The 12,742-nt window shown below is 66.3% G+C and carries 11 protein-coding genes and 1 pseudogene; 5 read left to right on the top strand and 7 right to left on the bottom strand.

Annotation, left to right across the window (positions count from 1 at the left end; translation table 11 throughout):
- Positions 1-78 precede the first annotated feature (78 nt).
- Positions 79-366, top strand: coding sequence for a hypothetical protein (locus FHX52_RS19085; RefSeq protein ID WP_141823971.1), 288 nt, complete (start codon positions 79-81; stop codon positions 364-366).
- 40 nt (positions 367-406) lie between these two features.
- On the opposite strand, the gene FHX52_RS19090 is transcribed toward FHX52_RS19085, so the two are convergent.
- The gene (locus tag FHX52_RS19090) at positions 407-1,420 is read right to left on the bottom strand and encodes a hypothetical protein (RefSeq protein WP_141823972.1); all 1,014 of its coding nucleotides are present in this window, start codon (positions 1,418-1,420) and stop codon (positions 407-409) included.
- Positions 1,421-2,252: 832 nt separating this feature from the next.
- On the opposite strand from FHX52_RS19090, the gene FHX52_RS19095 reads away from it, so the two are divergent.
- Positions 2,253-2,933, top strand: coding sequence for a hypothetical protein (locus FHX52_RS19095; RefSeq protein ID WP_141823973.1), 681 nt, complete (start codon positions 2,253-2,255; stop codon positions 2,931-2,933).
- 204 nt (positions 2,934-3,137) lie between these two features.
- On the opposite strand, the gene FHX52_RS19100 is transcribed toward FHX52_RS19095, so the two are convergent.
- The 4 genes from FHX52_RS19100 to FHX52_RS24160 form a co-directional block, all read right to left on the bottom strand.
- Positions 3,138-3,617: a magnetosome magnetite crystal formation protein family gene (locus FHX52_RS19100; RefSeq protein ID WP_342777991.1), complete on the bottom strand. Its 480-nt coding sequence runs from the start codon at positions 3,615-3,617 to the stop codon at positions 3,138-3,140.
- A 211-nt stretch (positions 3,618-3,828) separates the two neighbouring features.
- Positions 3,829-4,035, bottom strand: coding sequence for a hypothetical protein (locus FHX52_RS19105; RefSeq protein ID WP_141823975.1), 207 nt, complete (start codon positions 4,033-4,035; stop codon positions 3,829-3,831).
- 574 nt (positions 4,036-4,609) lie between these two features.
- The gene (locus FHX52_RS23980; RefSeq protein ID WP_185747389.1) at positions 4,610-4,747 is read right to left on the bottom strand and encodes a hypothetical protein; all 138 of its coding nucleotides are present in this window, start codon (positions 4,745-4,747) and stop codon (positions 4,610-4,612) included.
- A gap of 232 nt (positions 4,748-4,979) precedes the next feature.
- Positions 4,980-5,528: a helix-turn-helix domain-containing protein gene (locus FHX52_RS24160; RefSeq protein ID WP_221630665.1), complete on the bottom strand. Its 549-nt coding sequence runs from the start codon at positions 5,526-5,528 to the stop codon at positions 4,980-4,982.
- Positions 5,529-6,389: 861 nt separating this feature from the next.
- Here FHX52_RS24160 and FHX52_RS19120 point away from each other — a divergent pair.
- The 3 genes and pseudogenes from FHX52_RS19120 (at position 6,390) to FHX52_RS19130 (ending at position 9,379) form a co-directional block, all read left to right on the top strand.
- Positions 6,390-6,821: a hypothetical protein gene (locus FHX52_RS19120; protein ID WP_246070275.1), complete on the top strand. Its 432-nt coding sequence runs from the start codon at positions 6,390-6,392 to the stop codon at positions 6,819-6,821.
- Positions 6,822-7,155: 334 nt separating this feature from the next.
- A pseudogene (locus FHX52_RS19125) lies at positions 7,156-8,387 on the top strand (IS110 family RNA-guided transposase).
- Positions 8,388-8,611: 224 nt separating this feature from the next.
- Positions 8,612-9,379 (top strand): hypothetical protein, encoded by a 768-nt coding sequence (locus tag FHX52_RS19130; protein ID WP_141823976.1) that lies wholly within the window; start codon positions 8,612-8,614, stop codon positions 9,377-9,379.
- Between the two features lie 372 nt (positions 9,380-9,751).
- Here the strand turns inward: FHX52_RS19130 and FHX52_RS19135 are convergent, their stop codons facing one another.
- On the bottom strand, positions 9,752-10,267 hold the full coding sequence (locus FHX52_RS19135; RefSeq protein ID WP_141823977.1) for a DUF1643 domain-containing protein: 516 nt from the start codon (positions 10,265-10,267) through the stop codon (positions 9,752-9,754).
- A gap of 190 nt (positions 10,268-10,457) precedes the next feature.
- Positions 10,458-11,513 (bottom strand): hypothetical protein, encoded by a 1,056-nt coding sequence (locus tag FHX52_RS19140; protein WP_141823978.1) that lies wholly within the window; start codon positions 11,511-11,513, stop codon positions 10,458-10,460.
- Positions 11,514-12,742 lie beyond the last annotated feature (1,229 nt).

Consider the following 12,742-nt stretch of genomic DNA (forward strand, 5'->3'; position numbering starts at 1 on the left):
CGGTCGCTAACCTGAAGAGATCCCGTAGGTGTCGAACGTCGGGCATTCGCCCCAGCCGAGCGGTAGGTAGGAGGCCGGATGACTCTGCTGCTCGTCGGGTTCACCGGCTTCGTCCTTGGCGTCGCAGCCATCATCTTCGGGCGGAGTCTTCACGCACGCGAGGTCGCTGGCCGTCGCAGTGGAGTCGACGACGTGCTGGAGAAGTTCCTCGACTGGTACTTGCACAAGGTGCTGGCCCGGTCGTGGCGGATCCTGACAGGGGCCAACTCGACAACCGGTGAGCGGGTGGCGGAGGCTGGCAGCATCATCGCCGGTCTCGGCGTCGTCGCCATGGTCGCCGGAGTCGTCCGTCTGGCCTTGGCCTAGGGGCAGCCTGTTCGTTGGCCAGCCAGTGCGTGCTGGCCGCCTACTGCTCGGGGTCGCTCTGGGTGAGCTGCGAGTGCCGGGTGAGGTCGAGCAGCTCGTCCATCTCGGGGATCGCGGCTCGGATCTGGTGCAGCGCGCGTTCGACGGCCGCGTCCGCGGCCCAGCGGCGGGAGATGGCCGCGTCGACGTCGATCAGGGCGACCGCGGTGTGCATGTCGGTCCACCTCGCCGGGTTTGCCTGCACGTACCGGAGCACAGCGACCGCGACCACTGTCAGGGCCGTGTCAATGTCTCGGCGCACCAGCGCCTCGAGGTGGCCCAGGTCGATCGCGTGGACGTCCCCGACCTGCCGGCCCTCGAGGACGCCTAGGGTCTCGACGATCGTGCCGTCCTCAGCCCCGGCCAGCACGTCGCGGAACGCGGTGAGCGCTGCTTCGTCTCGGACCAGGGCGGGCCTGCCGGCGATCGCGTCGATCGCGCCTTGGACGGCGATGGCTTCCTCGCTCGGCGGCGGCGTGCCGAGCCCGGCATGGGTCGCGGCGAGCCGGAGCATGGGGTGCGGGTGAGTGGACTGCAGGTAGTCACGGGCCCGCTGCGCGAACACGCCGGTGAACCGTTTGGCCGCCCGGCGGGCAATCTCTTCGTCGATGAGGTGCGTCATCCCGAAGAACAGCCGGGCGCCCACCTCGGCGCGCTCTCTGTTGCCGCCGGCGCGTGAGAACAGGTGCGCGGCCGTCGTGTCGGCGTGCAGCTCCTCCTGGCTGCCGTGCATGCGGGCAGGGACGTCCCACTGGAGCTCGAGCCGCGGCGGTTCGCCTTGGTGGCCCCACAGCGCGTGCGAAACCTCGTGCGCCACGAGGAACAGCAGCGCCTGCGCGCCGCGAACGCTCGCGTCCGCAGCGTTGCCGACTCTGCGGTCCCACAGCTGGCGCAGGTCTGCTTCCGGTTCCAGCCGCCGCTCGGTGCGCAGGAGCTCGTCCCGCAGCGACCGAATGCCCTCAGCGTCGAGGCTGCCGTCGACCACCGCGGTTACCAGCCAGCCGTAGTCGTTCATTAGGGCCGGGGTGTGCTCCTTGACCATGACGAGCCAGCCGTTGGGGGTCTGGGTCGTCTCAGCGTCGAAGCGCGGCTGCGGTGCTAAGCCGACCCGCACCGGCAGTGGCGCCCCGTCGCGTGCTTTTGCGGTCCACACGGTTGGGTCCGGCGCGCCGTACCCCACGGCATGAAGGACGAGCTGCTGGTCGTCCCCGGCTGCCAGCAGCCGCCGCGCCCAGCGGCGCGTGAGGGTGTCGAACGCGGCACGCCTGTGCTGCTGCGCGGCGCTGAGTCGGCCCTGCGTGCGCCGGTAGTCCTCCTCCAGCGCTGCGGGCCAGTCGGACTGGGCGCCACTGCTCGACATGGGTCCCCTAACGCGGGCCCGGCGGCGCAGTCATGTAATGGGGACGTCAGCGGCCCGGCGTTGCTGTGACCCAGTGTACAAACCGGGCATCAGTGCCGCGACCTACACAGCAGGCAGCCCGGAGGGCGGGCCACCACCCTCAAGCAGATGCGACCGGTCGCGAGCATTGGCGGTCTCGGCAGGTGGCCGCGCGAAGAGCGGCAGATGCGGGCATCTGTTGGCTAGAACGCAGCCTGCCGCCACGCTCTAGCCCTCGAAGCACCGGCTGGACGCAGCGCGGCCTCACCCCTGACGTCGCACCGTCGCCATCGCGCACTCGTACACCGCTCACGGAGCCGACACTTCGCAGAAGGGTCCTGCTCCAAAGGGCTCCCGCAGCTGAGCGGGCGCTACCGTGCCCATGCCGCACGACTATTCCGAGAGGAGGACCGTGGCTACGCTCCCGGGCTACTACCAGGTCCACTCACGCCCAATGCGGCTGGGACGGATGAGCCCGGTCGGGTTCGGCGCGTCAGGCATCGGGATGGTGGCGATGGGCCTGGCCCAGGTGTTCCCGTTATCGCCCGTGGTCGACATCCTTTCCGCGGCGGGTGTTCTCGCGTTCCTGGTCGGCTTGGGCGACGTGGCCCTCGCCAGCCTGGTGGGACCGCCGCCTGCTCGCGACCCGGCTGCGTCCGCGGATGCGGTGCGCCAGCTGGGGCAGACCCTCACGTTCGGCAGCGACCGACAGCTGCTAGTTGCGCTGCTGCTCGGCACGACCGGTTTCTCACTTGTCTCGTACGTGTTTCCGCCTCCCGGCGGCATGGCGTGGGTGCGGGTGCTCTTCGTCGCGATGTGGCTGGCGTCGACCGTTGCGATGGCCGTGCTCGTCGTCCGAAGCGGGTCGCTGGGCATCCGAATCGACGACCTGGGTGTCTACGGGAGCCCGCTGCCGTGGTCTCGGTGTTTCGTCGCGTGGGACCAGATCGTCGGCGCCCACGTGATGGCAACCGACTCGGTGATGACCAAGGTGGTCCTGGAGCTGCCCGAGGAGCCAGGCCGCGCCAGCAGGTCGCGGCGCATCACGGCGGGCTACCTGTTGGCCGGCAGCCAGCAGGTATGCGACGCGATCACCGCCGATCCGCGGTTCCGCGGGGCGCGTCGGGTGAACGTTGACGCAGACGGCTGACGGAGCCCTCGCACCAGGATGCGACGGCTCCGAACGGCCGCTGCGGCGGCATGAGCGTGCGTCTCCCGCCCTAGGAGTTGACGTGCTTGGCGTGCTCGAGGTGTGAGTCAAGCAGGGCGATGATTCGACCCTCGCGATCTCACCACGGCCCCCGGGGGGATGGCTTCTGCCGGTGCGTTCGACCATCCGAGACGGTGGCGCCCGTTAGCTCTCAGCTCGTCGCGCGCCTCGCACGAAGCGAATGGACACGGGGTAGCGCCACCAGACGCGCCGGCTCGCTTGAACGGCACCCCGAATCGCCATTCCGAGCACCGCCGCCCCGGCGAGGAACGCCAAGGGGATGGAGATGAAGAGCCAGGCCGGCGGGTTGGGATCGTCCGGGTTCGCCGCTACCGAGGCGATGGTCAGGCCTCCAATGAGGATGTTCCAGACGATCGCGAAGAGGATCTGCACATTCAGCGCTTCGGTCGCGTGGTGCCGAACGAAGGGGTCCTGCCTGCCGGCCGTGAGTCGGATCACCAGCGGCGCCATGACTGGCATGACGACGAAGCTCACGTGGGACAGCACCGCCCACGTCGTATGCGGCTGAGGCTGAGGCATGACGCTACCCGTCCGGGCGACACCGTCCCACCACCGCACGTGCCCGGAGCCGTCCGGATACCAGCCGGCCGGCGGGGAGGACATTGGCTGTGGATGTCCTCCCGGATGGGGTGCGTCGTAGATCACCGGGTGAGTGTGCCGGAGGAAGTGGCCAGGTGCAGACGACTGGCGAAGACTTGGGCAGAAGGGACGATCCAAGTACTGCTGGTCGGTAACAGCCGCGCTGCGAGCGGCATTTGGGTGCTTTCCGTCGGCGTCAGTCCGTGCACCCTTCGGGTGCAGCTTTCGAGGCTCCTCAGATTCCACCGGTCATCAGCCCGGTCCAACAAACGGACAGGAAGGTGGCCATCAGGAGACCAGCTACGGCCATCGGTGCGTGGCGCATACGCAGCATCATCGCCACACCGGTCGCGAACACTGCAAGAGCCCCGGCGGCAATCACCCATGCTGCCCCGGTGCTCCAGTCGTAGAAAGCGTTAGCACGGCCATCAGGAACAGCCACGCCAGCGCGACTCCCGCAGAGATGAGCACCCGGGTCCGGAGTCTCATCAGGACGACTGGATTGTCCGCGTCGCTGTCAGTACTGGGCGGGTCGGTCCGCTTCATCACCTGCGGCAACCTACCGCCTCGGCGCGCTTGAGGACGGGTCTCTTCGACCTTCCGATCACCGGCTGCACCGCAACGTCCGACCATCGGCAGGACGGCGTGCGACGTGCGGCAATGTCGGACGTCCCGTCCTCCGAGCGGCAGATCCGGACACGGCGTCGGGCATGGTTGTCCCTGTGAGAAGCCCGATCGATCGCCTTCGGCGGCGTCGAGATTTGTCTCGTCAGATACGAGCGCTCGGCGACTGCCTCGACTGCCGTCATCCCTGGTCTGAGCACCTCGGACACGCGAACGACAGCGACGGTATGTGCGGCGAGTGCGCCTACGAGTTCGAGCACGATCAGCGGGAAACGCCGGAGGCGGGATGCACCCGCGCTGCGCCCTCCTCACCTGATCGCGGCATGAGCGGGCGTCGGTGTCAGGGAGCCGGCTCGACCTCTCGCACTTGATGGACAGCCAGCCCGGCCCGCCTACTCGGGGTCCTTTGGTCCCCGGCGGAAGGCTCGGACGAGCTCCACGAGGTCTCGTCGACGGGCGGGAGTGAGCCGGGTGAAGAGCCAGCAGACCAGGATGACGCTGGCGGTCAGGGCGGCAATGACGATGAGCATGGCCAGCGCGGTGTCGCTGCTGAGTTCGGTTGGGATCAAGGCTGTGTGAGCCATTGGTGCGGTCCTCCTGCCCGTGTCCGGGCATGCGAAAGGCCCGCCGTTGCCAGCGGGCCTTGAGGTGAGCATGAAGTCTTGTTGGCGTTCGGGGCGCAAGGGTGTTGCTCGGGTCGCATCTGGGCAGGGGTGTCCCTAGGGGGGTCGCATTCGCTACCTCCCCTCGGTGATCGTCAGATCAGGGTTTCGGCTTTCGCCGGGGGCGATGTCTCGGCCGCCGGGCGGCCGACACAACATCGTTGAGCCGGTACAGGGGCGTTCGCCCGCGGTGGGCGTCGGGGCGAAGATGCCCGCGCTTGCGCCAGGACCGGATTGTGGGAGGGGCGACACCCACTGCTGCTGCGGCTACGGCGGTCGTGACGAGCTGTTCCAGGAGCCGGGGGCTGAGGCCGCGACCGGCGGGTTCCTGGTCGAGGCCATCGCGGACGAGAGGTCCGCCCGGTTGCTGGTTGCGGTCACCCGCACCCAATGCCGCCTTGTTGACTGCTCGCGCGTCGAAGACGACGGTGCGTCCGGCCTGGCGCAGCGGTGTCAGGTGTCCGCGGTGGACCCACTGCCGGATGGTGGCAGGTGCGACGCGGTATGCGGCCGCCGCCTCGGCTGTGGTCAGCTCGCCGGGACCGTCCCACTCGCGCCAGAGGTAGCTCTCAGGCGACCAGTTGTCGTGTTCCCAGCGCCAGTACGGCACCCAAGGACGGGGCTTGGGGAGGTCAGTTCCGGCGCTCACGTTGAGCACTTCAGTGGCAGCGACCGTGGCTAGGAGTTGGGCGGCGGAACGAGAGAGGGCGCTGCTAGCGCTTCCATGCGGCAGGCCCTGCGCATCGAGGTAGGTCAGTAGCCGACGGGACGTCACACGGAGCCGTGCTGCGGCCTCGTAGACGCGCTCTCTACGCACGACGCAAGTGTGACACTGCAACGGGCGAGGCTGACAGATGCAGCGCCACATGAAGCGGCAGAGGCCTGTTTGCGCTGGTCAGGTACGCAAAAGGCCCTCGAGCGATCGAGGGCCTTCTTGGATTCTGGGCGCACTTCTTGCCCGACATTGCCGAGCCTACTGTCGCCCCGCTCGTGACGACGGGATTGAGCCTCGCACCGGTGTGTCATCACGGCTGGTAGCTCGACTCCGTGTCGCGACTAGCGCAGCCACCACCGACCAGGCCGAACCGTCCGAGCCGAGCGACGCCGGCCCCACAGAACGACAAGCAGCCGCCTCCGCCGCCTGTCGGAGGCCTCCGCTTCAAACCGGAGGCTCTCCGGGCCGTTGAAACACCAGACCCGACCCACTACCGAGGCACATGTCGGCTTCGGGCAGCGTCATTGTGGAGTGTCTCTCCATCGGCACAATCGCTCGGGGAGCAGCAATGTCGGACGTCCCGTCCTCCACGCGGCATGATCACATGGCTGGCACGGAGGTGCGACACGCGGCTCTCGGGCTTTTCTACCGTCGGCACCTCTTGATGAGCGCGAAAACTGGTCGAGGCGGACGGAATGAGCGGCTAACTTGGCCGGCATGCAGGTGAGATTCGAGCGTACGGGGCAGCGCCGGTATGCCGTGGCCGTGCTACGCAGCCTGCATGGTGACCTCCGCATGGACCCGGCACCCGGCTACTCCGATCTGATTCCCCATGACCTCGTGCACTGGGTGGTCGAGGACGAGTTCGGCCTGCGGGACGGGATCTTCGGCCAGCTCGCTGCAGGCGGCAACGCCGGGACCTTCGTTCCAACCGAGGAGCTGCGCACCAAGGCCTGGGCTCGCCAGGTCGAGCGGCGCAACAGGACCACCGGAACCGACATGGGTCGATCCGAGGCCCTTGCTGCCCAGGTGTATCCGCGCTGGCTGCGGCACGGCGGCCACGTACCGGGGAGTCACTACGTGCACCAAGACCCTCCCCGGACTGACCTCAGCGATCCCGACCTGCATCGAGCTTTCGAGCGCCTCGACTCACTGTCCGGCACATGGCGTGCCGTCGGCGTCGGCCGGTCGATGACCGTCGTGTGGCCCTCGCCGGAGCGCGCCTGAGCCGTCACCCGCGCCAAGTAGGGGCGAACCAGTCGTTGTTAGACAGCGCACCGTCCCGACCGTCCGGATCTCGACATCTGGGTGAAACGCACGCGCCCGACAGGCGGCTGCTAGACGATTGCCGACAGGATCGGTGTCTGGCCAGACTCGGTCCAGGTGTCCGGCGGGAGGCTCTTCAAGCGGCTGCCCACCCCGTTTGGGGTGTGGCTCTCTTCCGGTCTGCAGTCCGTCGGGCACCGTGACGAGGCGTGGCTCGAAAGGGGTCTGCCCAGCTCGTAGCAGCACTGCCCACCTCGCCGTCCCTGTCGGTTCGAGGAAGTGCAGGAGGAAGGCTATGACGAAGGTGATCATCGGGGTCGATCCCCACAAGCTGTCGGCCACCACGAGGTCGTCGACCGACACGAGAAGCTGCTGGGGTCGGGCAGGTTCAGCACCGATCAGGCCGGGTACACCGCGATGCGGTCGTACGTGAAGACGTGGCCGGAGCGGGTGTGGGCGGTCGAGGGCAGCAACGGCGCCGGGCGTCCGCTGGCGCAGCGGCTCCTCGAGTCCGGCGAGCACGTCGTGGACGTTCCGGCGAAGCTCGCCGCGCGGGTCCGCCTGTTCGACACCGGCCACAACCGCAAGACCGACGCGCTGGACGCGCACTCCATCGCGGTCGTCGCCGTGCGAACCGAAGGGCTGCGGGTCCTGCAGGTCGACGGGGAGCTCGAGGCGTTGCGGATGCTGTCCGACCGCCGCGAGGAGCTGACCCGGCTGCGGGTCCAGACCGTCAACCGGCTCCACCGGCTCCTCGCCGAGCTGGTCCCGGGCACGGCGAAGAAGGACCTGACAGCGTTGCAGGCCAAGGCGATCCTCGCCTCGGTGCGCCCGCGTGACATCGCCGGCAAGACACGCCGCCGGATCGCTGCGGAGGAGCTGGCCGACCTGGTCGCGGTCGAGGCGAAGATGAAGAAGGCCACCGCCGAGCTCAAGGTCTTGGTCAAGGCGCGAGGGTCCCGACTGATGGACCTGCGCGGTGTCGGACCCGTTGTCGCGGCCCGGACGTTGGCTGACGTCGGCGACATCGCCCGGTTTCCCGACCGGAACCGGTTCGCGTCCTGGACGGGGACGGCGCCCTTGGACGCGTCCTCCGGTGAGCAGAACCGGCACCGTCTCTCCCGGGCCGGGAACCGGCGGATGAACCACATGATCCACATCGCCGCGATCAGCCAGATCCGGCTCGACACCGACGGCCGCGCGTACTACCGGCGAAAGCTCGCCGCGGGCAAGACGAAGCTGGAAGCACTGCGCTGCCTGAAGCGCAGGATCTCAGACGCGCTCTATCGCCAGCTCGTCGCCGACGCCGAACGAGCGCACCTGGCGGCCGCAGCTGACGTCGGTGGAACGCCTGGAACGGGCCCGGGAGGGCACTGCGGGGCGACTCAAGAATCCAGCGCGGTCGACCTGCCCCCGCACATCGACACTTCGGATCAGCCACTTCCCGGACCCGCGAAACCGACGCTACAACCGCCCCACTCCGCACGGAAGACCGCAAGCTCCAGAACGGAGTCGGCCACCCGTTGACAACAAAGGGGTGCCGGTATGACGCACCTTGCTGGCGGCCGCGCGTTGTCTGGAAGGCCGATTCACCCGTGATCGCCGAGCGGGGAAGCTCTCAGGGCCGGATTGGCTAGAGTCAGGGGCGTGGCCATGTACAGCGCGAGGCGGTTCGGGCGACGTTTCCGCTCCCGTCCAGGCGAGTGATTAGTGGTTCCATGATTCAGCCGAGAGCCGTAGACGGGAGACCCATGCCTAATCAGACGCCTGAGCAATTAGATATGGCGATTCGCGTTCAAGGCTACCGTCCGATAGACGTGTCCGTCCTCGAACAGGCAGAAGCGGTTCGAATTGGGGAAGGTCTGCCTGCTGATATGGCGCACATATTTAGGGGCGTCGTTGATCAGCCGAACTGGCAATTCATCTCGCAGCAACTGGCACTTATGCGAACGCGCAGTCCCCATTTCTGTGGACTGTACATGGCAGTCCGTGAGAACCTCTTCTGTCTTGCCGTCGTTCACGAGTATCCTCGGCCAGCCGTGACATCGAGGTTTCCATGGGCGGACATTGCCTACCGCGACAATTTTCCTGTTGGCCTCGACGCGTGGCGCCGTGACTACGACTGGGTATGGGACGTCTTGCGATTCTTGGAGCCGGCAGTCGGGTCATACCGCATCTCCAAGGAGCTAGGGCAAGCGGTGCGCGAAGCTACTAACAGGTATTCCGCCGAGGGGAGCCCAGCCATCTCGGCCGGCCTGTCCCTTCTTGCCAGTGCACTCGACTTGGCGGAGGCCTCGCGGGGCCCGTGCGGAACCTTTATTGGAATTGCGCGCAATGGTGTCGATTGGAATCTCGAGCAGGCGCTTCGCAAGAGCAAGTTCAGCGCCACGAAGGGAGTGTTTTCAACGATTCCCGGTCTATCTGCGTTTGCTTGGGATCCCCGATCCGGGGTCTTGTACGGCAATGGCATGCCGGACGCACTCGAGCGCGGTTCACTGGAGCGTAGTCTGCGGGCATGACTCCGCTTCCGGCGCTATGACGCGTGTTTCCCAGCAGCGACGACAGTGCTTGGGTCAAGCTCGAGGGAGTCCGTCTCGACGTCCTCGAGACGAAAGTGGTGCGCCAGCTGCGGCCTCCGTTGAATCTGGACAGGTTCTGCGAGTCGAGAGGGCGACACCGAGCGGCCAGGAAGCGCTTGGCGGACGTCGCTCGTGCTTGGAAGTCCGGCGCCACGAAACACGATGTGGACAGGTCAACTTCAGCCCCGCACTCCTGACGAATGCGCGGTGGTAGGACGCGGTTCCTCGTCACACTGCCGCTAGCCCGAACCGCGTGCGGGAGCGGTTCATCGCCGACATCTGCGACACGGTCGAGCTCTGAGAAGCTCGTCGCTACAGTTCGGCCAGGTAAGCCCTGACGTCGAAGGCGTCCAACTGGGCATCCGCTCGCACGTAGAGGGGGTGGTGGGGATGTCCCGCCATACTCCGGGGTCCCCGGCTGAACCACTGAACGTTATCCAGCTCCGGCAGAGCCACAATGTCCGTGAGTAACTGAGGTAGGTACTTGCGCTTGCGGATGAGCGTGCCCCAAGCGGCCCATACGTCCAAGGAGCGCCCATCAACGAAAGCTGCGATCGAGTGCATGTTCCAAGCGTGGAGTTGCACGTCAACGCCGGCGTGTAGGTCGTTCGGGTTAGTTGCCCTTTGAGGGTAAACATTGAGCATCATGAAGCTATCAAAACCACTGCCTTCGGCGACCTTTTCGACGGTCGCAACAGTCCGATCCAAGTCGTCGGGAGCGGCGGTGGATGGGTTGATGCCCACGCACACCAAGGGGTGTCGGCCCTGGGTGCCCAGCAAGGTGCGGGCCGAGTTGTCAGGACTGTGCGTGTAGATCCACTCAGGCACAAGCGGAACGTATCAGTGGTCGCCGGCCTCCCCGTTGTCGCCTCTCGCGCCGGAGCGGGAGCTGGCAAGACCGCCGTCGACGGTACGTCCTGGCACGGCTCCTCCGCCAGCCCCCGGTTCTGTGCGCAGAGCGGATCTGCGAGCAGGCAAGGCTGACTGGCAGGCGCCGTTTGCCCCCAGACGCAACAGTTCACTCCTTGGTCACGAGCTCCTTCACGTCATTGTTTTGAATGTACTTGAGATACGCGTCGCGCTCCCTCTCCAACTTGGCCCTTTCCTCCGAACTCAGACCCACCTTCTTTAGCGCCTGAGTACGCTCCGCGTAAAGGGTGGCCATCCTCATGTCGTTGTATCCCTCGAGGAGGGCGCCGATATCATTCGCGGCACCTTCCTCCACGTTTAGAAACTTCGCCGTCAACGCCGCCGAAACCGCAGCGGATTTCCACCCGTTCAACTCGTCCTCCTGCGCTCCGTTGACATACGTCAGCACATACGGCTCGTCCTCGAGGACAACCTCGTCTGGATTGTCGGCGTAGACGACACGGCCCGTGGCCGAGTCGACTTTGTATGCTTGGCTGCGAGCCAAGAACTGCTGGTCATTAAGGTCTCCGCCTACAGGCGCAAGGATCTGGGCGTTCTCGCCGTCACCGTAGAAAAGCACGTACCCAGACTGCGACTCTTGAACGCCCGAACTACCGAAGCTGAGACTGAATGTGCCCGTCGAAGACCAGTCATTGTCCGAATCGACAAGCCGGTCCAAGGCCCCCAGCACAACCCTGACCGCGTTCTGCGCGAAGTACAGGATGGACTTGCCTGCGGCTGCTCCACCGGCACCACCCAGGGTGGTGGCCACCGCGAAGACCGGCAGGCTTGCAGCCTGTGCCGCGACGTCCAGCCACTTCTTGGCGTTGTCGAAGTCGAAGTCGTCGTAGGCGAACCGGAGCTCGACGTCGAGAGCGGAGTCCAGCATGGAGGGCGAGTAGTAGACGATCCGGGACCCGGCCTCGGATGCCTTTGGGTCAAGTAACTTGCCGCCCACGTCTCGAAAGACGTAGTGCATCGCCCGCGGCTTGGCGTCGTATGTCGTGCGGCTCTTCACGGCGGAGACGACGAGAAGCTCATTGTGCTCTTGAGATCCGGGATACATGCTCAAGATCCGGATGCTCAGGGGCTTGCCTAGGCCGATCGGGGTGGTTGGCACGGACTCGGTCGTCGGCACCAGTGGCGCGGTCGACTTGATGCTCATGGGCTCTCCTGCGGTTGCTCACGGGTGCCTGGCCTTCGCAGTATGTCGTTGCAAGCGATGGGCGACAAGAGCCGAAAGGGCCGTCTGTCATCCGAGGACGGGTGCCAATCCGAACAGTCGAGGCACATCTGGGCACCAAACGCACTCACTGGCCTCAGTTCGGGAGCGCACTCTCCTATGGGCGTGTGTGCTAACCGTCCGGCCACCGGTCGTGAAGTGTGGCCTTCATGCTGCGCGACGGTGTGGTCAGTGACGAGTTGTGGATGGTTCTCGAGCCGGTGACGCCGCAGGACGCTCGTCGCCCCGGGCGGCCGTGGAGCGACCATCGCTTGACGCTTGAAGGGATCATGCTGAGCAGCTCACTGCTCCCGCATGGGGCCAAGGACAGTCGAACGACGAAGCCACCGAGTACGGACACGGGTTGGCTTCTGCGCGCCATGAGGTGATCCTTCGGATGGCCATCGACCTGCAGGGACCGCAGTACTGGGCAGGCGTTGATCCCAACGACGTCAAGGCCGGCCCTTCCCTCTGAAGCGCCCACGAGAGATGAGTTGACATGGCTGGACCGTCACTTCAATCTGGCGGCCGTCTCGCGACGCAGGTCCGGCTCGCGGCGGTAGGACGCTGCCGCTTCGCGGCGGGGAATAGCGCACAAGTCGACTCCGAGTGCGGCAGGTTTGCGCGCCCCACAGTCGCAGCTCTACTGGCCTCTCTGACGCTGCTATCACGCCAAACTTCAGGCGGGCCCCCGAGCCTGCATGGCGGGGATCCGGACCGTGGAGGATTACCTTCATGTCGGCGAGATCAGGGTGAGTCGACTTGAGGTAGAACGACGTTCCGCGGGGCCACAGGCGCCCGGTGTGGCTATTACACGGGCTGCTCTCGACTCGGACGAGAAACAAGATCTTCTCCCTGGTACCTGAGTATGCATGATCGCCCACCGACGACAACGGCTGAATGGATCACGCCGCTGTTGAGCCCGATGGGCCACCGCCGCTGCCCTGAACTCCGCCGGTCTGCGAGCGGCGTGCGTGTGCACCCTGCTCACGGCGCGTCGCGTGTCGAAGTCATTGCCCGTTCAGTGAGCCAGCGGATCTGCGAGTGCTCGCCAACCCTTCCCACGCATGGCCGAATACGTTCAATCAGTAGCCCGCGCCTACCGATCCCGACCTCATCCGCCCGGTAGGGTTCGTCCACCGGGCGAACGCGAATCGGCCACCTATTCGGTG

The sequence above is a fragment of the Humibacillus xanthopallidus genome (assembly GCF_006717145.1).
GTDB classification, from domain to species: Bacteria; Actinomycetota; Actinomycetes; order Actinomycetales; family Dermatophilaceae; genus Humibacillus; species Humibacillus xanthopallidus.

What these genes read in the sequence shown, in the direction of transcription:
- FHX52_RS19095 (WP_141823973.1), top strand. Translation starts at nt 2,253, where the DNA reads ATGAGCCCGGTCGGGTTCGGCGCGTCAGGCATCGGGATGGTGGCGATG.
- FHX52_RS19085 (WP_141823971.1), top strand. Translation starts at nt 79, where the DNA reads ATGACTCTGCTGCTCGTCGGGTTCACCGGCTTCGTCCTTGGCGTCGCA.
- FHX52_RS19090 (WP_141823972.1), bottom strand. Translation starts at nt 1,420, where the DNA reads ATGAACGACTACGGCTGGCTGGTAACCGCGGTGGTCGACGGCAGCCTC.
- FHX52_RS19100 (WP_342777991.1), bottom strand. Translation starts at nt 3,617, where the DNA reads ATGTCCTCCCCGCCGGCCGGCTGGTATCCGGACGGCTCCGGGCACGTG.
- FHX52_RS19130 (WP_141823976.1), top strand. Translation starts at nt 8,612, where the DNA reads ATGCCTAATCAGACGCCTGAGCAATTAGATATGGCGATTCGCGTTCAA.
- FHX52_RS23980 (WP_185747389.1), bottom strand. Translation starts at nt 4,747, where the DNA reads ATGCTCATCGTCATTGCCGCCCTGACCGCCAGCGTCATCCTGGTCTGC.
- FHX52_RS19120 (WP_246070275.1), top strand. Translation starts at nt 6,390, where the DNA reads ATGGACCCGGCACCCGGCTACTCCGATCTGATTCCCCATGACCTCGTG.
- FHX52_RS19140 (WP_141823978.1), bottom strand. Translation starts at nt 11,513, where the DNA reads ATGAGCATCAAGTCGACCGCGCCACTGGTGCCGACGACCGAGTCCGTG.